Genomic DNA, 21,335 nt, shown 5'->3' with positions numbered 1-21,335 from the left:
TTTTCCTACCGAAATGCTCAGTTTCAGAGCTTCTGAGCACTCCCCCAAATCAGAGAAGAATATTTCTTCACCACGTGAGAAATATTTCAAACACACATTTGCATTAGGTGAAACGGAAGGTCAAGGAAATAAACTGCGCGATTTGCAGAATCTTATTGCTAGCTAACTAAACCACTGTTTTTGCCATACTAATAAAATCAAATAGTTTCAATTCAAGTACTTGCGGAAATTACTTAGGTTACGACTCACGCCTCAGGTCAAAGTTGCAAAGCGATCATGAAGAAATTAATCAACTTTATGTAACATTTGATCAACTCTCAATATTTGTAAAATAAACAAAATATTTTCAACGCACTAACTGGCACAACATTTGTCGCCGCAAAATCTTCAGATTGCGTTTACTGGCAAATCAAACAGTTATTTTCCGCAGAGCCAGCTTAATACAACCCTATATATATCAATGCTAGTGAATGGTCTTCCACATTCATGGATGACCGTGGGAATACTATGGATGTAACCTGTTTTCGTTAGCTCAGTGCCGATTGCAGCAAAACAAAAAAATTGAGGCGGGGAGGTCCGTGACCGGGACACCTTGAACCTTGCAAAAAAGGAGGCTGAAAATGCGGCCCATGTGCACAAAACCCCTCACTGCGATTGCGGGCGCATTCGCACTTGGTGGTTTCTTGTTTTCTACCCCCATTCTGGCAACTTCCAATACTCATGCATCTTTGAACTTCGATATGTCCAAGGAGGTCGACCTTGAACTGGTTCTGGCCGTGGACATTTCTCAAAGCATGGACCCAGAGGAACAGCGCATTCAAAGAGAAGGGTATGTTGCGGCACTGACATCTGACGAGGTGCTTGATGCGATCAAATACGGCCCCATCGGTCGCATTGCTGTTGCCTACATGGAGTGGGGCGGCAAAGACGAGCACTTTGTTGTTGCGGACTGGACCATTATTTCGGACGAGGCAACTGCGGGTAAGTTTGCAGGCAAGATTGCCGAAGCCCCCTTGCGCCGGGTGCAGCGCACTTCCATCTCCTCCGCGCTGACGCAGGCGGTCAATCTGGTCATCGCGAACGAATACAACGGCATGCGTCAGGTCATCGATATCTCCGGCGATGGTCCGAACAATCAGGGCAGTGCTGTCACCGAAGCGCGTGATGCTGCGATCGCGCAGGGTATGACAGTCAACGGCCTGCCTTTGATGCTGAAGGAAGAGAGCATTTCGTGGCAATCCATGCTGCATCTGGACCATTACTATGAAGACTGTGTCATTGGTGGACCTGGGGCATTTTCGATTCCAGTCCGCTCCAAGGAAGGCTTCAGTGATGCCATCCGCATGAAACTTGTGCTGGAGATTGCCGGTCTTGTTGATGACAAACCCAAATTCATCCGCGCCAAGTCACGCAGAGATATGGTCATGTGCTCTTTATTCGACTGATGCTGCGATCTCCGAAAAGTTTCGGAAACCTGTGTATGACCTGCTGCCGTTTGTCGCCGCTCAAATATCAGGCACAAACGGCGCAAGTTGACTCTTTCAAAGCCTGTCAAGACGCGCTAAAGGATAAGTAATCCCAAGAGACTTAGAGCATGCCGTGCACAGTTTCAGGCAAGCTCTAAGTTTTTGTTTCTGCGTGTCCCTCTCCGAAAAACGGAACCACCTTTCAGGGATGCGCTCCAGCGACGTGTTGACGGAGCCCAAATGACCGAGCGTAGAACTCTCGCCCTTATCGCCCACGATGCCAAAAAAGACGAAATGGTCGCGTTTGCCAAATTGCACGAAAGCAAACTCGCTGACTATAAGCTCTTTGCGACGGGGACAACGGGTGGCCGTATTCAGGATGCATGTCCATCTCTGGATGTAGAACGCATGAAAAGCGGCCCGCTTGGTGGTGACCAGCAGATTGGCGCAATGATTGCTGACCGCGCGCTGGATGGCCTGTTCTTCTTCGTCGACCCCCTCTCCCCAATGCCGCATGATGTGGATGTGAAAGCATTGATGCGTCTGGCGCTGGTCTACGACATTCCAATGGCGTTGAACCGCAGTACAGCAGACATCATTTTGCGCTCTGCACGTCTGGCGGGGCTTTCCACTTCCTCGCAAACACCAGAAATTTCCAGCCAACTATAAAGTCAAACTGATAAATGCTGCACTCTGCTCCGCTTACAAGAAACCTACCCTACCCGGTCCTTGTCGCTGACATCGGCGGCACGAATGCTCGCTTTGCGCTTATCGAAGGCCCCAATGAGCCTACCAAGCTTTGTGGTCAGGAAGGTACGAAGGCGCATGCAACCATTCAGGATGCCATTCGCGCCGGAGTTCTGGAACAAGGCTACGCTGCACCTCGGTCTGCGGTGCTGGCTGTTGCTGCTCCCGTTTCCAGCGACCGGATTGCCCTGACCAATGCAAGTTGGGTGATTGAGCCTCCCGCTCTCATCAAAGAGCTTGGTCTGGAACAGGTGGTTCTTCTCAACGACTTTGAGGCACAGGCCCTTGCCTTGCCATCCCTATCCCCAGTCGATCTGGATCAGGTGGGCGGCGGCGTGGCTGATCAGAACGCAACCAAGTTTGTTGTTGGACCGGGCACCGGCCTTGGTGCAGGTGCAATGATCCGCTCCTGCGGAAAGTGGATTCCCGTTCCCGGCGAAGGCGGCCATGTTGAGCTTGGCCCGTTGAGTGAGGAAGAATACCGCATCTGGCCGTATATCGAGCGCATTGGCGGGCGTGTTGGTGCTGAGCAGGTTGTCTGTGGTGCTGGCCTTGTGCGCCTTGCTAAGGCTGTGCTGCAGGCTGACGGGGTGCATCGTACCTATGAGAAGCCATCAGATGTGCCTTTGGCAGCGGATGATGGTGATGAGGTTGCACAGAAAGTGCTGCGATTGTTCAGTGCTGCACTTGGCCGTGTTGCGGGGGATTTCGCGATCACCAATCTCGCACGTGGCGGTGTGTATCTGGCAGGCGGCATTCCGCCGAAGATCTCGCATTGGCTGCATGGTGGTGAGTTTCGGGCTGCTTTTGAGGCCAAAGCTCCGCATGAAGGTATCATGAAGTCTATTCCGACTTACATCATCACGCACAAAAGCCCTGCCCTTGAAGGCCTCGCGGCTTATACCCGTGCACCTGATGAGTATCTTGTGGACCTGACGGGCCGTAGCTGGCACCGCAAGGACGCCAAGACCGCAGGTTAGCCTTGTGCTTAAATTCCAAATTGACTGGAAGCAGCTTTGCATAGATTAAGGTCTGTGGAGCTGCTTTCTCTTTTTTGACGCCTACTTTTTTGCGGAGCCCATGACGTCTTCCTCTTTGCCAATCGAAGCGATCCTGCCGGACTTGCTCTCTGCTCTTGAGCAAAACACCAATGCGGTTCTTGTTGCCGAGCCGGGTGCGGGTAAGACGACCCGTGTGCCGCTGGCTCTGCTGGATGCTCCATGGCGAGGCGATGGTAAGATCCTCGTGCTGGAGCCTCGGCGCCTTGCAGCGCGTGCTGCTGCGCGACGAATGGCGCATACGCTGGGTGAGAGCGTTGGCGAGACGGTTGGTTATCGTGTGCGCATGGACAGTAAGGTTTCAGGCAAAACGCGCATTGAGGTGGTGACGGAAGGTGTCTTCACCCGCATGATCCTTGATGATCCTGAGCTTTCCGGCGTGGCTGCCGTTCTCTTTGATGAATACCACGAGCGCTCCATGGACGGAGACCTTGGACTAGCGCTTGCTTTGGATGTTCAGGAAGCGTTGCGCGATGACCTGCGCATTGTACCAATGTCTGCAACACTAGATGCGGCTGAAGTTTCCAAGCTTCTGGATGATGCACCAATCCTGAAGAGTGAAGGCCGGCAGTATCCGGTTGAGACGCGCTACATTGGCCGTGATCCGCGTGGAAGGCTGGAAGACCAGGTGGCACGGGCGGTTCGTTCAGCATTGGCTGAAGAGACAGGCTCTGTGCTTGTGTTCTTGCCAGGTCAGGGTGAGATCAAGCGCACGCAATCCTTGTTAGAAGGACGCGTTGCTGCTGATGTGAGCATTGCACCTCTTTATGGCGCTTTGGATAGTAAGGCGCAGGATCTGGCTGTTCGTCCTGCCAAGCCCGGTCAGCGAAAAGTGGTGCTGACCACGGCCATTGCGCAGACATCCCTGACTATTGAAGGCGTGCGTATTGTGATTGATGCGGGTCTTTCCCGTGTGCCGCGTTATGATCCGCAAACAGGACTGACACGTCTTGAGACCGTGAAAGTTTCTCGTGCAACTGCAGAGCAGCGCAAGGGGCGCGCGGGCCGTGTGGAATCGGGCATATGTTATCGACTTTGGGAAGAAGCGCAGACGAAGGCCCTTCCTGCTGCTGAAAAGCCAGAGATTTTGGAGAGCGATCTTTCCGGACTTGTGCTTGATGTCGCCAATTGGGGTGTTTCTGATCCCGCTCAGCTGAAGTTTATGACACCGCCGCCTGCTGCTGCCTGGTCTGAGGCTAAAGAACTTCTGGAAGAGCTCGACGCGCTGGATGCAGATGGCAGCCTGACCAAAGCTGGGCGTGACCTTGCCGGACTGCCGCTGCACCCTCGTCTCGGGCACATGCTGGTGCAAGCCTCGCAAGAGGGACAAGCCGAGCTGGCATCGCTAATTGCCGTGATTATTGGTGAGCATGGTTTGGGCGGTCGCTCGATTGACCTGCGAGATCGCTTACGCCGTTTGATGCAAGACCAGAGTCCACGAGGCAAAGAGGCACGAGCGCAGGCCAAACGCTGGGTGAAGCTTGTTGGCGGACGCTCCTCTGAGCGTGCCAACTTTGAGGATGCGGGCGATATCCTGAGCCTTGCTTATCCTGACCGCATCGCACAGCAACGCGGTGCACGAGGAAGTTTCCGACTGGCCAATGGGCGTGGTGCACAGCTGGAAGAGAGCGAAGCGCTTTATGCCGAGAAATTCCTGAGTATTGCTGAAGTGACTGGTACAGCAGCCCGCGCACGTATCTTGTTGGCTGCACCGCTTTCCTTCAATGAACTCGAAGCTCGCTTTGCCTCTCACATCCGCGAGAAAGAACAGGTGCAGTTGATGCCAGATGGCGCCATCAAGGCGGTTCGGCAGCGGGTTCTAGGCAAACTGGTGCTGAACGAGAAGAAAATCTCTGATCCCGATCCAGAAGCGATTGTTGATGCATTGCTTGACCAGATTGCCCGTAAAGGCGCGGCTCGTCTGCCATGGAGCAAGGATCAGTTACGCTATCGCGGACGGGTGACTTATCTGCGCGAGACGGCAGGTAAGGAATGGCCGGATTTGAGTGACAAGGCTCTGAATACAGACTTTGAGTGGCTGCGTCCGTTCCTAGCAGGAAAGACGGCGCTGTCTCAAGTGAGTGCGGGCACGTTGGGGGATGCACTTGCAACGCTGGTTCCGTGGGAGTTGAGTTCGGAACTGGAAACTCTTGCCCCCTCACACTTTGTCGTACCCACCGGATCACGCATTCCGGTTGATTATGATGGCGAGCAAGGGCCGATGCTTTCCGTTCGGGTGCAGGAGTTGTTTGGCCTTGCGGAGCACCCAAGCATTTGCGGTGGGAGGGTTCAGCTGGTGTTGCAACTGCTTTCCCCTGCTCAGCGGCCTATTCAGATCACCAGGGACCTACCTGGGTTCTGGCAAGGGTCCTGGGCGGATGTGAAGGCTGATATGAAGGGGCAGTACCCAAAACACCCGTGGCCGGATAATCCGCTGGATGCAGAAGCCACGCGCCGGGTAAAACCGCGCAAATAAAAAGCCGAAGAGCATAACGCTCTCCGGCCTTCTAAAACTCAAAGATGAAAAGCTTATTCGCCTTCGTTTGCAGGAGTTGCCTGCAGCAGGCCGTAGCGCTCGACGCCAATCTTTTCCAGAAGTTCCAGCTGGGTTTCGAGGAAGTCGATGTGACCTTCTTCGTCTGCCATCAGATCTTCAAAAAGCTTCATGGTGACGTAATCACCTTCGTCGCGGCAAACTTCGCGTGCTTCTTTGTAAAGTGCACGAGCGGAGTATTCACCTGCCAGATCGCATTCAAGGCATTCCTTGAGGTCCTGACCGATGCGCAGCGGATCGAGTGTCTGCAGATTCGGGTGACCTTCGAGGAAAATGATACGCTCGATCAGTTTATCGGCGTGTTCCATTTCCTCAATGGATTCTTCACGTTCTTTTTTTGCAAGCTTTGTGAAGCCCCAGTCTTCAAGGAGACGGTAGTGCAGCCAGTATTGATTTACTGCGGTCAGCTCGTGGCGTAGAGCCTTGTTGAGATATTCCAGTACTTTAGGTTCACCCTTCATGTCACTCTCTCCTTGACAAATTGAGGTATTGACCTTTTTTAGAATAATTCCAAGTTACTGTCCAGAGTCATCTTTAACTTGTTCAGCCTCAGCGTATACAACTTCGATGATGCTTTTAAAGCAACCACCACATTTTGGCCTGTACCCAAGGTGACGAAATACCGCGCCCGGAGTGGGGACTCCCCCCTCAGGATTCTCGCAAAGCTCACGTGCAGCTTGTTTTATTTCCTTGTCATTAATGACGTTGCAGTGACAAATGATCATTGTTGGTTGCTTTCGGGCTCCCAATTTCGCTTGCAAAGCATTATATAAACAGTAGATCTTTTAAAACTAGAGAATAATACTCCAGTTTCCTGCAGTCCTATCACGAGCAAAGCCCCTATGAACACCAACCAAACGACGAAGGATCTCCGCAAGACAATCGTCTTAACGGGCGCAAGCCGTGGAATCGGCCACGCAACCGTAAAGAAATTTTCTTCAGCGGGTTATCGGGTCATTAGCTGTTCCAGACAACCGTTTTCTGACAAATGCCCTTGGCCATCCGGGCCGGAAGACCACATTGAAGTGGATTTGGGCGATGCAGATAATCTGGAAAACGCCGTTCTCCAGATCAAAGAGCGTCTGAAAGACAATGGCTCCATGCTTCATGCCCTCGTTAACAATGCGGGTATCAGCCCGAAGGACGAGGAAGGCCAACGCCTCGATTCCCTGACGACCCCAATGCAAACATGGCGGGATGTGTTTCAGGTAAACTTCTTTGCGCCAATTATGCTGGCCCGTGGTTTGTTTGAAGAGCTGAAGGCTGCCAGAGGCTCCGTTGTGAATGTCACGTCTATCGCTGGTAGTCGTGTGCACCCGTTCGCCGGAACAGCTTATGCGACCTCCAAGGCGGCTCTTGCTTCCCTGACGCGCGAGATGGCTGCTGACTTTGGGCCGCATGGCGTTCGTGTGAATGCGATTGCTCCGGGTGAAATCGATACTTCGATTCTCTCACCTGGTACCGAGAAAATCGTTGAGACCATTCCGATGCGCCGTCTTGGCAGCACGACAGAAGTGGCAGACACCATCTACTTCCTGTGCTCTGCTCCATCTTCTTACGTGACAGGCGCTGAGATACATATCAACGGCGGACAGCACGTATAAACGCGTTCTTATGTGAAACGTGAAAGGGGCGCTTTGGGCGCCCTTTTTTGTTGCCAGCATGCGTGCTGAAGAACATCAAATATTGGTAATATTTCTTAGCTCTTTTTTATGGAACCTCTGATTTAATTAGCTGGTTGCATCAAGAAGTGTTGGGGGATCAAACACATGCCAGCGGTCAACTTAAAGAGGGTGCCCGTCGTTTTGTACGGCATGGTGTTTCTGATAGTGCTGCTCGGCATTGCTCAGCAGGTGTTCGTTGATACCATTGGCATTGAAACGCCTTTGAAAGACCTGCGGCATATCTCACTGGATGAAGAACTCAACCTCGGCGCATGGTTCTCTTCCATGGTGATGGTCTGTATTGCTGGTCTAACTGCTGTGATCGGCATCATTGAACGACATTCCAAGAAACCACAAAACTGGCCCTACTGGTTGGTGCTCGCCTTTGGTTTTCTCTATATGTCTGTTGATGAGAACATCGCAATCCATGAAGTCACAATCGATCCGCTACGCAATGCGTTTGACCTGAGTGGTGCCTTTTACTTTGCATGGGTTCTGCCTGCTGTGGTTCTGGTTGGAACGCTAGGCCTCGTTTATCTGCGCTTTCTCATAAGGTTACCGCGACGGTTCGCTGTTCTGTTTGTTGTGTCAGGCAGCGTTTATCTTGCAGGCGCGATTGGCTTTGAGATGCTGGGAGCCATGTTTGCTGGCAGCGAAGGCTATGATGCGCTTGGCTACAAGATCTTCTACATTTTGGAAGAGACGTTTGAACTGGTTGGCCTAACGACCTTTCTCTCTGCTCTGCTTGCCTATCTGGGTAAAGTTCACCAGTACGCAGCGATTACATTCCAGCGGGCGATCCAGGCTGGTTATGTAAAAGCAGGGGAATGAGGAGAAGGGACAAAGCCCCTTCTCTCAATGTGTTAGCTGGATGCCGCGACAGCACGCTTTGCCATGACCGTCACCAGATTGGCGCGGTAGGCAGCGGTGCCATGAAGGTCTGAGAGCATGTTGTCAGCAGATGGTGCCATGCCAGCAACAGCATCAGCAGACCAGTTGCCATCCAGAGCTTTCTCCATGTCAGGCATGCGGAAAACACCATCCTGACCTGCACCTGTCACAGCTACGCGAGCACCCGCTCCGGTCTTTGCTACAAAGACACCAGCCATTGCGTAGCGCGAGGCAGGATTGGGGAACTTTGCATATGCGGTGTTCGATGCGACCGGGAAGACAACCGCGGTCACGATCTCATCTTCATCCAGCGCTGTTTCGAACATACCAGTAAAGAAGTCCTGCGCAGAGAACTCACGCTTGTTGGTCTCGATGGTTGCCCCAAGAGCCAACAAAGCTGCCGGGTAATCCGCTGCCGGGTCATTGTTGGCGACAGAGCCACCAATCGTACCCATATGGCGGACATGCGGATCACCGATTGTGCCAGCCAGATCAGCCAGTCCGGGAAGGGCTGCCTTGATATCTTCATTGGCCGCGACATCTGCATGGCAAGTTGCTGCACCGATGCGGATTGAGCCATCAGCCTGCTTCACAATGCCGGAAATTTCTCCGATGTGGCGCAGATCAATCAAGTCACTGGGTGCTGCCAGACGTTGCTTCATGGTTGGGATCAAGGTCTGACCACCAGAAAGCAGTTTGCCGTCATCAGCATTTTTCAGCATTGCCGCAGCATCTGACACTGTTGATGCGCGATGATATTTGGTCTCGTACATTTTTAGCCTCCCATCCCCTAAAGGGGTCTTTGGCAGAGTTGCTATGAGTTAAGTTCAGACAATTCAGTTTTCGGGTACGGAATAGCTTCCAGATCAGAAAAGAAAATCTTGCGATTTTGCTCACCGTGGATCAGTTGGCCAAGCCGTGCAGCTCTTTCAAACAGAACTGAGGCTTCGCCTTCTTCCCCTGCCAGCAATGTGGCGCGTGCCAGAAGTTCAGAGGCATAGGCGTGATCAAAGTCTGCCATATCCTCTTGATGAACCTCTGTCAGGTCCATGGTCTGCCGGGCGTAACGCATTGCTGCTTCACGGTTTCCAAGCAGAACATGGATACGACCTACCAGCCACAAGCCACGTTGGTGATGGACATTCGTTCCGGCCTGAAGCCAGTGCCAAAGGCTTGCGTGGGCGACATGGAGCATCTCGTCATTTTCCTCGGGCGAGCGGCTCTCATTTTCTAAGAGAGCCCATGCGCGCTGATTGAGTTCGATGGCAATGAACTTGTGATCCAATGTCGATTTAGCGCCAGCCTGTGCCATTGATTACTCCGCTGCCTGCTTCATGCCGTTGTCCTGAATGAGCTGCCAGACGCGGTTTGGCGAGGCAGGCATATTCATGTCACGAATGCCAAGGGCGTCCGTTACGGCGTTGATGACAGCAGGTGGTGACCCAATCGCGCCAGCCTCTCCGCAGCCCTTCATGCCGAGCGGATTGCCCGGGCATTCAGTGACTGTGGTTTCCAGCGTGAAGGATGGCACATCATCCGCACGCGGCATGGTGTAGTCCATGTAAGAAGCTGTAAGCAGCTGACCATCTTCGTCATACTGGGTGTGTTCCAGCATGGCCTGACCAATGCCCTGCACCAAACCACCGTGCACCTGACCTTCCACAATCATCGGATTGATGATGGTGCCGAAGTCATCAGCTGCAACAAAGTTCTCGATGGAGACAACGCCCGTATCCGGATCAACTTCGACCTCACAGATGTAACAGCCTGCAGGGAACGTGAAGTTAGTTGGATCGTAGAAGGCACCTTCCTTCAGGCCGGGTTCCATGCCTTCCGGCAGGTTGTGGGCTGTGTAAGCTGCCAGAGAAACTTCGGTGAAGGTGAGTTTCTTATCGGTTCCGGTGACTTTCAACTCACCGTTCTCGATTTCGATGTCCCCTTCGGACGCTTCCATCAGGTGCGCTGCGATCTTCTTCGCCTTGGCTTCGACTTTGTCGAGTGCCTTAGCAATTGCAGACATACCAACGGCACCAGAGCGGGAGCCATATGTGCCCATACCCATCTGCACTTTGTCGGTATCACCATGGACGATGGAGATGCTCTCCGTTGGCAGGCCAAGCCGGTCAGAGACCAACTGAGCGAATGTGGTTTCGTGACCCTGACCATGGCTGTGCGACCCAGTCAAAACCTCAATGGTTCCAACGGCATTCACGCGAACTTCAGCAGATTCCCAAAGACCTACACCTGCGCCGAGTGAGCCGACAGCTTGAGATGGTGCGATACCACATGCCTCAATGTAGCAAGACATGCCGATACCACGGAGCTTGCCAGCAGCTTCGGACTGAGTGCGACGCTGAGCAAAACCATCATAATCGATAGCCTTCATGGCTGCATCAAGAGAGGCTTCGTAATCACCGGCATCATAAGCCATGATCACTGGTGTTTGATGCGGGAACTCGCGCACAAAGTTGATGCGGCGGAATTCAGCTGGCGCCATGCCAACTTCTTTTGCAGCCGTTTCCATCATGCGCTCAACCACATAGGTGGCTTCCGGACGTCCTGCACCGCGATATGCATCCACTGGAGTGGTGTTGGTGTAGACCGCTTTCACATTCGCGTAGATGTTTGGAATGTTGTACTGGCCCGACAGCAACGTCGCGTACAGATAGGTTGGTACAGAAGATGAAAACAAAGACATGTAAGCGCCAAGGTTGGCGACTGTCTTCACACGGAACCCGGTGATTTTGTTGTTCGCATCCAGAGCCAGCTCTGCGGTGCTGTGGTGATCACGACCATGCGCATCTGTCAGGAAGGCTTCTGTACGGTCGGAAGTCCACTTGACTGGACGGCCAACACGCTTTGTTGCCCAAAGACAAGCAATCTCTTCTGGGTAGATGAAGATCTTGGAGCCGAAGCCACCGCCAACATCCGGTGCAACTACGCGCAGCTTGTTCTCAGGTGCCACGTTGTAGAACGCGGAGAGTACCAAGCGTGCCACATGCGGGTTCTGAGAGGTGGTGTAAAGCGTGTAGTGCTCTTCTGACGGATCAAAATGCGCCAAAGCAGAGCGTGGTTCCATCGGATTTGGAACAAGACGGTTGTTGTCGATGTCCATCCGGGTGATGTGTGCTGCGTTTGCAAACGCTTCATCCGTTGGAGCTTCCTCACCGATCTCCCAATCGTAGATGAGGTTGCCAGCGGCTTCCGGATGGAGCTGTGGTGCGCCATCTTTCAGAGCATCAAGACTGTCAACGACAGCTGGCAAATCTTCATATTCCACCACCACAGCTTCTGCTGCATCACGTGCCTGCTGCTGGGTGTCAGCAACAACAACTGCGATGGCCTGACCGACATAACGGACTGTTTCCGACTCCAAAGCACGGTACGCGCCCATGTTCATTGGAGAACCATCTTTGGAATGGATCATCCATCCGCAAATGATGTTGCCGATGCCATCTGCGACCAGCTGATGTCCGTTTAAAACCGCATCAACACCCGGCATTTTCATCGCGTCATCTGTGTTGATGGACTTGATACGAGCATGAGCGTGTGTTGAGCGGACGAAAGCAGCGTGGCCCATGCGTTGCATGGTCATGTCATCCGTGTAGCGGCCATTTCCGGTAATAAATCTTTTGTCTTCTTTGCGCAGCACTCGTGCGCCGATTCCTTCTGCTGTCATTTCCATCCCCTCCCGGAAGGTTGACTTCAGCAACTGTTCATAGGCTCCAGCAGTGCAACGCACCTGAAATAAGGTGCAGCTGGATCAATGATCAGTTGAATTTCCGAATTATTCTGCGGCTTCGAGAACTTCGGCCATTTCGTCAGCTGCGGCTTTGATTGCCTTGACGATGTTGTGGTAGCCGGTGCAGCGACAAATGTTGCCTTCCAGCTCATGGCGAATTGTTTTCTCGTCGAGATCTGTACCCAGGCGATCAATCATATCGATTGCGGACATGATCATGCCAGGGGTGCAGAAACCGCACTGAAGACCGTGGTTTTCCTTGAAAGCTTTCTGCATGATGTGCAGTTGGCCATTTTGGGAAACACCTTCAATTGTGGTGACAGCAGAACCAGTTGCCTGAACAGCAAGCATACTGCAGGACTTCACTGCTTTACCGTCCATGTGCACGAGACATGCACCACACTGTGAGGTGTCACAGCCGATGTGTGTTCCGGTCAGTCCCTGATTTTCGCGCAGAAATGTAGACAAAAGGGTGCGGTCTTCGACCTCACCAGAAATCTGCTTTCCATTCACCGTCATAGAGACAGTCGTCATGGTTTTCCTCCCTCAAAAAAGCCTGCAATTTCGCGTCCGCAGACTATGAAGCCAACAGCCTTGGTCAGGATCTCCCGTCCTATCAAGGCAGTTGGTTGTAATTTAGGCCATTGGCCTTGTTATTCGGCGGGGCCGTTAGCTTACAAAGCGCCCTCTACGCGCCTTGCAAAATCCGACCGCCAAATTCCTAGTTTCAAAGTAACCAATAAAGAGCAATCAAAACAACCAGAGCCATAAGGCCCCAACCCAGCGGTCCACCTAGGAATCCCTTGCCCGCTGCAACTTCTACCTTCTCCTCAACGTCTTTGACTGCATCTTCCAACGCATGTTCAGCATCAGCCATGGCTTCAACTGATCCTTCGATGGCGTGCTCGTTTGCGATAGACTTGGCTTCCTCGATCAGCCCCTGATCCAACTCAACAGCTTCTAGCGGCTCGTCCTTGCCTGCTACCGGAGTTCCACCGAGTTCTCTGTTCAGATTCGAGAAGAACTCCTCAGCCATCTTCTTGGCAGTTGAATCGATCAACCGGTTTCCCAATTGAGCAAGTTTACCACCGACCTTTGCATTAACCTCATAACTCAGAAGAGTGCCATCCCCACTCTCTGACAGGGTTACATCTGCCGAGCCCTTCGCAAACCCTGCAACACCGCCTTTGCCTTCTCCGGAAATTTTGTAGGACTTTGGCGGGTTCAGATCAGAGAGGGTTACTTCTCCTTTGAATTTGGCTTTGACCGGTCCCACTTTTGCTGTGACCGTGGCAGACATCTCAGTGTCGGCGGTTTTTTCCAGACTATCGCAACCGGGAATACACTTTCTCAGCAATTCAGGATCGTTGAGAGCTTCCCAAACCTTTTCCTGACTCGCAGGTATTTGCTGCTCTCCAGACATTTCCATGGATTGGCCCCCTCGTTCTTTTCAGTGCTTCCTTTAGGTAGGCTCCACGCCTTAAGGTCACTTTTGCATTCCACGTCATGTAGATTGGACTTAAATCGAGGGAAAAGACAAGTACCTCTCGTGTTAAAATTGTCATGGATGCTCAAAACTTCTTTTCAGAACACAACGACGTTTTATACGTCCTGCATTATGCTGGTGTTCCCACGCTGTGGATACTCACTTAACGGTAAAGAGCTTGTTTTGCGCTAAAGCGTTGACCCGAGGCCCGCATCGCCTTAATGCCTTTTCATTAAATAAACGAATTCAGCGTGAGGCTTTGTCTCGCGTTTGTGCGCAGAAAATCAAAGGCAACATCCTTGAGCAAATCACCCAAAGGCGGCGCTCCACGAACCCGCAATGCGCAATCCAAAAAAGGCGGAGCACGGAAGGACAACGATCCGAAGCGTGGTTTTTCTGCCAAACGCGATACCCGAGATAATCGGGACCAGAGAGAGGCGCGCAATCCCCGCGACACTCGTGGTGGCAAGAAAGATAGCGCAGCAGCAACGCGCCCGAACCGGCGAGACCAAACGCGCAGCGCTCCAGCCACCACGGTTGTTGAGCCCATCGTACGCGAACATAAGCCAACATCTGCCCGCTTCACCACCCCTGCCAGCGTTTTGCCTGTGATGGTGGAAATGAACGGCTGGGACGATTATGCCTTGCTGGATATGGGACACGGACAAAAGCTTGAGCGCTATGGTCGCTATAAACTGATCCGCCCAGAAGCGCAGGCTATGGGGGCCCCTCGCCTGCCAGAAAGCGAATGGAAAAGCGCAGACGCTATCTTTACCGGCGACGTTGAAGAAGAAGGCCCAGGCCGCTGGAAGTTTGCCAATCAGGTTGATGAGATCTGGCAGATGAAATACGGCCCTGCCACCTTCAATGGCCAGTTCATGTCTTTCCGCCATGTGGGCGTGTTTCCTGAACAGGCTGCGCACTGGGACTGGGTTGGCGAGCAAATCAAAAAAGCAGATCGTCCGCTCAAAGTTCTCAACCTGTTCGGATACACAGGAATGGCTTCGCTGCTGCCTGCTGCTCTTGGCGCGCAAGTCACTCATGTTGATGCTTCCAAAAAGGCCATTGTCTGGGCACGTGAGAACCAGGAGTTATCCGGCCTTGAAGACAAGCCAATTCGCTGGATCTGTGATGACGCCATGAAGTTTGTAGAGCGGGAAGTGCGCCGCGGAAACACCTATGACGGCATTATCCTTGACCCGCCGAAATATGGTCGCGGGCCGAATGGAGAGGTCTGGGACTTCTTTGAGAGCGTGCCGCACATGTTGGCGTGCGTGCGAAAGCTGCTTTCTCCCAATGCGCAGTTCCTGCTGATGTCCAGCTACGCCATCCGCGCCAGCTTCCTGTCTTCTCATGAGTTGATGCGAGAATGCCTTGATGGCCTGCCGGGCACGATTGAATCCGGTGAGCTGGCTATTCGCGAACTTGATGGACCACGATTGCTCTCAACCTCCCTATTCAGCCGGTGGAGCGCACCTGAAAACAATAAGGCTGAGGGAGCATAACCCGATGGAAACCAGAGATAATCACCGTGCCGGTGCAGTAAAGCAGATCACCTCACATTCCAATCCGATTGTGAAGGAAATCAAAGGCCTTGTTGCTCAGCGCAAGAATCGCAAACAGTCCGGATTGTTCGTTGCTGAAGGCCTGAAACTGGCAACCGATGCGTTGGAAGCTGGCTGGGGGGTACGTTATCTGGCGCTTGGTCCTGAAGCTCGTGAGAACAAGATTGCGCTAGAAGCGGCTGCGAAAGCAAAAGCCCGTGGAGCTCTCATTCTTGAGGTGAACACGGCTGTGCTTGGTGCAATCACCCGCCGTGACAACCCGCAGATGGTGGTTGGTGTTTACGAACAGCAAACTATGAAGCTGAGTGACATTGACCCGAAAAGTGCCACGACATGGATCGCGCTTGATCGTGTCCGTGACCCCGGCAATCTGGGAACCATCATCCGCACCGGCGATGCGGTTGGTGCGACTGGCGTTATTCTGATTGACGAAACAACTGATCCATTTGCTGTTGAGACTGTACGTGCGACAATGGGCTCTCTGTTCCATATGCCACTTGTGCGCTGTACTGCTGATGAGTTCGTTGAATTCCGCAAGAGCTGGTCCGGACCTGTGGTTGGCACCCATTTGCGGGGCACAAAGGACTATCGTGCTGTAGATTATAAAGAACCTGTTATTTTGTTGATGGGCAATGAGCAGGCTGGCCTGAGTGATAAACTGGCTGATACCTGCTCTGATCTGGTGAAAATTCCGCAGGCGGGGCAGGCTGATTCAATGAACCTGGCTGTTGCAACGGCTGTGATGCTTTATGAAGTGCGCAGGAACTATCTGAAGCTGTAAACGTAAGCCGGGGGGCTTGGAATGCGCTTGTTGATTTTGGGAGCTGGATATTCAGCTCGCCACTTTGTGAAAATGTACGGGACCGAGTTTTCCTGGATTGGCGGAACGACCCGCTCTCCTGAGAAAATGGAGGAACTGCGGTCCAAAGGGGTTCAGCCGATCCTCTTTGACGGACAAACAGCAAGCGATGAGCTGTTGGAGGCTATTGCCACCGCCACTCACATTCTGGTTTCTGCCGCGCCAACGGACGATGGTGATCCTCTGCTGAATGCTGCGCGTGACGCAGTTGCGAAAACAAAGCCAACGGCGATCTGCTATCTCTCGACCATCGGGGTTTATGGCGACCACGGAGGTCGTTGGGTAACAGAAACAGCGGAGTGCAATCCAACCTCCAAACGCTCCAAGCAGCGTCTGGAAGCAGAGCACGAGTGGCTCGCATTCTCAGAAGAAACCAGCATCCCAGTCAGCATTTTGCGCCTTGCCGGCATTTATGGCCGTGGCCAGAATGCACTTTGCAATCTGGACAAAGGTAAAGCTCGCCGGATTATCAAAGAAGGTCAGGTCTTTAACCGTATTCACGTGAGTGATATTGCTGGTGCTGTCCAGCATGCGTTTGAAGACAACGCCTCCGGTATTTTCAACGTGTGTGATGATGCGCCGTGTCCGCCAGAAGATGTGGTGGAATATGCTGCTCGTCTGATGGGTGTGGAGCCACCGCCAGCAATCGCCTTTGAAGATGCTGATCTTTCACCTATGGCGATTTCGTTTTACGGCGAAGTGAAACGCGCGAGCAATGCCAAGCTGAAAGGCGCTTTGGGGTATAAATTCAAATTCCCGAACTACCGGGAAGCGTTGGATTATATGTGGGAGAACGGCTGGAGCTAGAGCGTGTGAAGAACACGCCTTGATCCAACCGCTCACCTTGCACCGGTTTTGACCGCAGAGCGGATTTTTATACTGTTTCGTGTTGAGGCAGGTCTCCTTCTATCTCGTAGTAATCGCCTTTGCTGGCGCAGAAGATGTGACCTGCCAGTTTTGAGCCTGTCGGTTCTTCCAGAAGCCCAGCGCTGAAGTAAACTTCATGAGCAATCTCGGGGATTTTGTCTCCGTGATAAAACAGGCTGCTGCCGCAGTTGTTGCAAAATGCGCGCTTCGCGTAATCAGAGGAGCGGTAATATGAGATGTTCTCTTCTCCGCTCTCGACCTTCAAAGCATCAAACGGAATCGCGATTGCATGGAACGGCCCGCTGTTCCAACGACGGCACATTGTGCAATGGCATAAACCAATATCTTTTTGGGGCGCTTCAGCCTTGAATGAGACTTCGCCACAAAGACATTTCGCTTTATAAATCCGCAAGTCAGACATATCTCTCTCCCTTAGAGCTTGTTGGGTAACCTTAGCCGAGGGCCACGGTTTGGGATAAGATCAATTTCCTCATCAATCTTCGTAGGCATATTGAGGGCGACCATCTTCGATCTCGTAGTAGTCACCCTTTGTGGCACAGAAGATATGATTGCCTGCTGTGAGGCCTGGTGGCTGCTCCAACGTACCCACGGCAATCGCAATTCGGTCTTTCCATTGAGGATGGCGGTCTGCATGCCAAAACAGGTTTGATCCGCATTTTGAACAGAAGCCGCGGCGGGCGAACTCAGAGGATTCATAGTATTTGACGGCATCTTCGCCAGAGATGAACTTCAGATCTGCCAGCGGCAAGCTGAATGCCTCAAACGGGCCGCTGCCCCACTGACGGCATTGCTTGCAATGGCAGCTGCTGACCGGTTCATTCGGCGCTTCACCTTCAAAAGTGACCGCGCCACACAGGCAGCGCCCTTTAAATTCAATGGTCTTCGTCATCTGACTTTCCAATACCTACTGAAATGAGATGGCCTCTCGAATCGAGGGCTATGCGATTCCTTAAAGAGAACATATAGCGAACATTTGTATTCAGCAAGCGTTCAGGTTAAGTCTCGTATCTGGGTTTCATAGATTCAATTTTTGTCCAATCAGATGTGCGGGCACTACAAAGGCGATTGGGCTTTAGGGAAGGCATGTTGGGGATGCGGGTACTATTTACTGTTGTTGGACTTGGGCTGGCGCTGAGTGGTTGCGCCTCCCTTTCTGAGGAAGATTGCAAGGTCGGCGACTGGCAGGGCATTGGTGTTGTTGATGGGCGGGCTGGTTACACCTCTGACAAGCTGAATGAACATACAAAAGCTTGCGGCAAATACGGCGTCACACCGGATGTGAGTGCCTATATGGCTGGGCGCACCATTGGCCTGCAAAGCTATTGTACTCCAATTTCTGGCTTTGAGCAGGGTCGTGAGGGTAAGAGCTATCGCGGTGTATGCCCAATCGCTACAGAAGAGAGCTTCAAAGTTGGCTACTCCCTGGGCAACCAGCTTTATTCAGCCAATGAGACTGCCAGTGAAGCTCAGGAAGCAGTCTGGGAAATTCAACGCCGTATAGACCGGCTTGAAGAAGAAGCGCGCGGCGAAGATTGCAAGTCTGGCAAGGAAGGCAAGGCCTGCCGAAAAGCTGCTGATGCCGCCCGGACCGACTCGTATCTGGCTCGTGCGGATCTGCTCCTTGCACAAAACAGGCTATTCTCTCGCGAGCGCCAACGCGATCGTGTCCGAAAAGAAGTCACCAATAAGCTGCTTGACCTTGAACCGAGCTACAACCCCTCTTAAAATTTGCAGGCAAATGCAGATTCTTAGGGGAAGGCGAGCCGATGAAAACGTGGCGTGTTTATCTTTCAGGTGAGATCCACACCGATTGGAGAGAGCGTATTGAACATGGTGCGGCTGATGCAGGCCTACCTGTTCATTTTGACAGCGCAGTGACCGATCACGAAGCCAGTGATGATTGCGGTGTCGAAATTCTAGGCCCGGAAGAAAACAACTTCTGGCGAGATCACAAGGGGGCAAAGGTGAATGCAATACGCACTCGCACGCTGCTCTCTGAGGCCGATATCGTTGTGGTTCGCTTTGGCGACAAGTACCGGCAATGGAACGCAGCCTTCGATGCAGGGTTCGCCTCAGCATTGGGCAAGAGCATCATCGTGTTGCACGAACCAGCTCTGACGCACCCATTGAAAGAAGTGGATGCAGCAGCCCTTGCTGTTGCCGAAGACCCTGACCAGGTGGTTGATCTGCTTCGTTACGTGATCCGCGGCGAGCTGTAAGCCCCTCCCAATTCAAGGGAAGACGCTGTTTCACCACGGCCCTACACTCTCACCTCACTATGAGGGATGAGTGTGGGGCCTTTTTGTTTTTGGGGCTTCTAAACATCAAGTATTGAATGCGATGAGGGTGTTGCCCCAGTGGCGGCCTTTGACCCAGATTGGGGCTGAGACCAGTTTGATCATCATTACTTTGCCGCCCCCCATATCTCGGCGATACGTTTGCAGGCTGTATTCCTTGGTGTTCTTGCTTGCGTTCAGGCCCGCATGATCATCGAACATTCTGCGGTTACGGCAGTTTGCTGCATTCCAAACCGGGTCATTGCCTTGCGGTTTGGAATAATCTTTGCTGTGTGTTGGCAGATAAGCGTTCTTATCTAGCGCTGCGCAAAAGACGATATGGTCATCGAGATCTTTGACTGGCTCCTGAATAGTTGGAAGCACCCGATCAGTCATTTGGGTGAAAAGCGCCATGAACTGCGCTGGATTGGAGCCTTCAATTGGCGTGTAGTTGAAATCGAAGAGGTCATTCACTGAGATCCGGCCTGCGTCCACTTCAGCTTCAAACGCTTCCATGGTCTTTCCAGCGGTCTCTTTTGCAACCTCGATCATCTGCTGATTGAGGTTATCGCCATGTTCGACAGCCACTTCAGCAAGAAGCGCGTCGGCGGTCTGAGAGGTTCCCAGCATCTGGCCCGAGACCTGTTCGATGCTTTCCGCATTTGTTGAGACAACACCGATCACTTCATCACGGTTGCGCAGAAGCTCTTCGGTATCTGCATCGTTGTTTGCACAAGCCGTTCGTATGGAGTCCGTATTCGCGGAAATGTTGTCTACCATCGCTTCCAGTTCATGGAAGAGGTCATTGATGGATTGTGTGCTGTTCTCAGCAGTTCCGACTGTGCTAAGCGCGCCCTTGCCTAAATCGACCAAGGTGTCCGCTTCTTTGCCGAGTTGGAGAATGGTCTGGTCGATCTGCTCCGTCGCAACAGTCGTTTGTGTTGCAAGAGCCTTTACTTCACTGGCTACGACAGCAAACCCCTTCCCTGCTTCACCGGCACGGGCTGCTTCAATGGTTGCGTTGAGCGCCAGCAAATTGGTTTGCCGGGCAATGGCATCAATAGAGCTGGAGAACTGGCGAACGTTGGCAAATGACGCCTGAAGACCTTCCAGCTGCCTGTTGATGCTGCTGATGGCTGTCGACAGGCTGTTGATGTTGGCAAGCGCGTCGGTCACCACCTCCTGAGACTTAGACATAGTATCGCGGGCGTTAGACGTCTGCTCAGCAGTTTGTTCAACCGCGGCACTCACTTCCCGATTACTTTCGACAACGCGCCCAGACGCGTCCTGGAGGCTTTCCATGGCCATTCTCAAAGCGCCAGCAGTGTTATTCACGGCGTCCAGCTCTCCCGCAGCTGATGCCATGTCCAACGCGAGCGCATCCAATTCGCCAAACAAGCGTGCGCTATCAATGGAATTCTTAGGTTCTGTAAATTCCACCACTGCAGACTGACCGATTACTTCTCCTTGGTCATTTGCAGCGGCTTCAGCAAGCATTTGTGTATTACGCTTAAAAAAAGCCATATCGAAAACCTCTCAATCGCGCAAAGATTTTCATATTTTTACTTATAGATTATTAACCTTGTTATTATTCCTCTTCACAATTTCAAGCCACTGTATTAAAAAGGATAATTACAAAACATCCTGTGATTATTTTTCTATTTTCGAACTACTATGCGCGGTACATATGATTTGTCGTGAAATGTGCTTATCAGATCAGGACGCAGTTATTGCTCTTTGGAAAGCTGCCGGTGTGTTCCGTGAATGGAATGATCCGATGCGGGATATCGAAAAAGCACTGGAAGGCGAACACTCTACGATCTTAATCGGTGAGTTGGATGGCGCTATTGTTGCCAGCATTATGTGCGGTGAAGACGGGCATCGTGGCTGGTTTTATTATGTAAGCACACATCCAGACCATCAGGGAAAAGGGCTGGGCAAGGCAATCACGGCAGCAGCAGAAGAGTGGTTGCGGGCTCGAGGTATTTGGAAGGTCCAGCTGCTCGTGCGTGGTGATAACGCGCAGGCTGTCAGCTTCTATGAAGGACAGGGGTACAATGACACCCACGCCATCTGTTTGCAAAAGGTGATTGAACCGCTGTGAAGCAAAGTTTTACGCGGTTTTCACAAGGCTCTTGG

Annotated in this window: 22 protein-coding genes; 12 read left to right on the top strand and 10 right to left on the bottom strand. The window is 52.4% G+C overall.

The window, feature by feature from the left end:
* Positions 1–620: 620 nt before the first annotated feature.
* From PsAD46_RS05250 to hrpB, 4 genes are all read left to right on the top strand, one after another.
* Positions 621–1,445, top strand: a complete 825-nt coding sequence (locus PsAD46_RS05250; RefSeq protein ID WP_208860247.1) for a DUF1194 domain-containing protein — start codon at positions 621–623, stop codon at positions 1,443–1,445.
* Positions 1,446–1,706: 261 nt separating this feature from the next.
* Complete coding sequence (locus tag PsAD46_RS05245; RefSeq protein ID WP_063306319.1) at positions 1,707–2,135, top strand: methylglyoxal synthase; 429 nt, start codon at positions 1,707–1,709, stop codon at positions 2,133–2,135.
* 14 nt (positions 2,136–2,149) lie between these two features.
* Complete coding sequence (gene glk, locus PsAD46_RS05240; protein WP_063306318.1) at positions 2,150–3,193, top strand: glucokinase; 1,044 nt, start codon at positions 2,150–2,152, stop codon at positions 3,191–3,193.
* Between the two features lie 100 nt (positions 3,194–3,293).
* Positions 3,294–5,747, top strand: a complete 2,454-nt coding sequence (gene hrpB / locus PsAD46_RS05235; protein WP_063306317.1) for an ATP-dependent helicase HrpB — start codon at positions 3,294–3,296, stop codon at positions 5,745–5,747.
* Positions 5,748–5,800: 53 nt separating this feature from the next.
* On the opposite strand, the gene bfr is transcribed toward hrpB, so the two are convergent.
* Together bfr and PsAD46_RS05225 are read right to left on the bottom strand one after the other, a co-directional pair.
* Positions 5,801–6,286 carry a bacterioferritin gene (bfr, locus tag PsAD46_RS05230; protein ID WP_054784322.1) on the bottom strand — a complete coding sequence of 162 codons (486 nt, stop codon included), beginning with the start codon at positions 6,284–6,286 and terminating at the stop codon, positions 5,801–5,803.
* Between the two features lie 54 nt (positions 6,287–6,340).
* Positions 6,341–6,550 (bottom strand): (2Fe-2S)-binding protein, encoded by a 210-nt coding sequence (locus PsAD46_RS05225; RefSeq protein WP_057464194.1) that lies wholly within the window; start codon positions 6,548–6,550, stop codon positions 6,341–6,343.
* 117 nt (positions 6,551–6,667) lie between these two features.
* On the opposite strand from PsAD46_RS05225, the gene PsAD46_RS05220 reads away from it, so the two are divergent.
* Together PsAD46_RS05220 and PsAD46_RS05215 are read left to right on the top strand one after the other, a co-directional pair.
* Positions 6,668–7,429, top strand: a complete 762-nt coding sequence (locus PsAD46_RS05220) for an SDR family oxidoreductase (RefSeq protein ID WP_063306316.1) — start codon at positions 6,668–6,670, stop codon at positions 7,427–7,429.
* A gap of 165 nt (positions 7,430–7,594) precedes the next feature.
* Positions 7,595–8,320, top strand: coding sequence for a hypothetical protein (locus tag PsAD46_RS05215; RefSeq protein WP_208981676.1), 726 nt, complete (start codon positions 7,595–7,597; stop codon positions 8,318–8,320).
* Between the two features lie 32 nt (positions 8,321–8,352).
* Here the strand turns inward: PsAD46_RS05215 and PsAD46_RS05210 are convergent, their stop codons facing one another.
* The 5 genes from PsAD46_RS05210 to PsAD46_RS05190 all read right to left on the bottom strand — a co-directional run bounded on the left by PsAD46_RS05210 (position 8,353) and on the right by PsAD46_RS05190 (position 13,551).
* A complete protein-coding gene (locus PsAD46_RS05210) occupies positions 8,353–9,153 on the bottom strand; it encodes a xanthine dehydrogenase family protein subunit M (protein WP_063291334.1) in 801 nt (266 codons plus the stop codon).
* Positions 9,154–9,194: 41 nt separating this feature from the next.
* On the bottom strand, positions 9,195–9,692 hold the full coding sequence (locus PsAD46_RS05205) for a hypothetical protein (protein WP_063306315.1): 498 nt from the start codon (positions 9,690–9,692) through the stop codon (positions 9,195–9,197).
* Between the two features lie 3 nt (positions 9,693–9,695).
* The gene (locus tag PsAD46_RS05200; protein ID WP_063286746.1) at positions 9,696–12,059 is read right to left on the bottom strand and encodes a xanthine dehydrogenase family protein molybdopterin-binding subunit; all 2,364 of its coding nucleotides are present in this window, start codon (positions 12,057–12,059) and stop codon (positions 9,696–9,698) included.
* 108 nt (positions 12,060–12,167) lie between these two features.
* Complete coding sequence (locus tag PsAD46_RS05195) at positions 12,168–12,656, bottom strand: (2Fe-2S)-binding protein (protein WP_057464199.1); 489 nt, start codon at positions 12,654–12,656, stop codon at positions 12,168–12,170.
* A gap of 193 nt (positions 12,657–12,849) precedes the next feature.
* Positions 12,850–13,551: a carbon monoxide dehydrogenase subunit G gene (locus PsAD46_RS05190; protein ID WP_063306314.1), complete on the bottom strand. Its 702-nt coding sequence runs from the start codon at positions 13,549–13,551 to the stop codon at positions 12,850–12,852.
* Between the two features lie 605 nt (positions 13,552–14,156).
* Between PsAD46_RS05190 and PsAD46_RS05185 the strand changes: the two genes are divergently transcribed.
* From PsAD46_RS05185 to PsAD46_RS05175, 3 genes are read left to right on the top strand one after another with little or no spacing between them, the layout of a single operon-like run.
* A complete protein-coding gene (locus PsAD46_RS05185) occupies positions 14,157–15,113 on the top strand; it encodes a class I SAM-dependent methyltransferase (RefSeq protein ID WP_063286842.1) in 957 nt (318 codons plus the stop codon).
* Between the two features lie 4 nt (positions 15,114–15,117).
* Positions 15,118–15,954: an RNA methyltransferase gene (locus tag PsAD46_RS05180; RefSeq protein WP_063291332.1), complete on the top strand. Its 837-nt coding sequence runs from the start codon at positions 15,118–15,120 to the stop codon at positions 15,952–15,954.
* Positions 15,955–15,975: 21 nt separating this feature from the next.
* Positions 15,976–16,839 carry an SDR family oxidoreductase gene (locus PsAD46_RS05175; RefSeq protein WP_063306313.1) on the top strand — a complete coding sequence of 288 codons (864 nt, stop codon included), beginning with the start codon at positions 15,976–15,978 and terminating at the stop codon, positions 16,837–16,839.
* A gap of 67 nt (positions 16,840–16,906) precedes the next feature.
* Here PsAD46_RS05175 and PsAD46_RS05170 read toward each other — a convergent pair whose 3' ends face one another.
* On the bottom strand, positions 16,907–17,320 hold the full coding sequence (locus tag PsAD46_RS05170) for a GFA family protein (protein WP_063291330.1): 414 nt from the start codon (positions 17,318–17,320) through the stop codon (positions 16,907–16,909).
* Positions 17,321–17,392: 72 nt separating this feature from the next.
* On the bottom strand, positions 17,393–17,809 hold the full coding sequence (locus PsAD46_RS05165) for a GFA family protein (protein ID WP_063306312.1): 417 nt from the start codon (positions 17,807–17,809) through the stop codon (positions 17,393–17,395).
* Between the two features lie 203 nt (positions 17,810–18,012).
* Between PsAD46_RS05165 and PsAD46_RS05160 the strand changes: the two genes are divergently transcribed.
* Both PsAD46_RS05160 and PsAD46_RS05155 read left to right on the top strand, forming a co-directional pair.
* The gene (locus tag PsAD46_RS05160) at positions 18,013–18,645 is read left to right on the top strand and encodes a DUF2799 domain-containing protein (RefSeq protein WP_063306311.1); all 633 of its coding nucleotides are present in this window, start codon (positions 18,013–18,015) and stop codon (positions 18,643–18,645) included.
* A 41-nt stretch (positions 18,646–18,686) separates the two neighbouring features.
* Positions 18,687–19,139 carry a YtoQ family protein gene (locus tag PsAD46_RS05155; protein WP_063286740.1) on the top strand — a complete coding sequence of 151 codons (453 nt, stop codon included), beginning with the start codon at positions 18,687–18,689 and terminating at the stop codon, positions 19,137–19,139.
* A gap of 105 nt (positions 19,140–19,244) precedes the next feature.
* Here the strand turns inward: PsAD46_RS05155 and PsAD46_RS05150 are convergent, their stop codons facing one another.
* Positions 19,245–20,720 carry a methyl-accepting chemotaxis protein gene (locus PsAD46_RS05150; RefSeq protein WP_063286737.1) on the bottom strand — a complete coding sequence of 492 codons (1,476 nt, stop codon included), beginning with the start codon at positions 20,718–20,720 and terminating at the stop codon, positions 19,245–19,247.
* A 163-nt stretch (positions 20,721–20,883) separates the two neighbouring features.
* Between PsAD46_RS05150 and PsAD46_RS05145 the strand changes: the two genes are divergently transcribed.
* Entirely contained in the window at positions 20,884–21,300 is a 417-nt protein-coding gene (locus PsAD46_RS05145; RefSeq protein WP_082831232.1) for a GNAT family acetyltransferase, read from the top strand.
* The last annotated feature ends 35 nt before the right edge of the window (positions 21,301–21,335 follow it).

It is taken from the genome of Pseudovibrio sp. Ad46 (assembly GCF_001623065.1).
Classification (GTDB): domain Bacteria; phylum Pseudomonadota; class Alphaproteobacteria; order Rhizobiales; family Stappiaceae; genus Pseudovibrio.
Note: the sequence above shows the minus strand (reverse complement) of the source record. Positions and strands in the feature narration are given on the sequence as shown.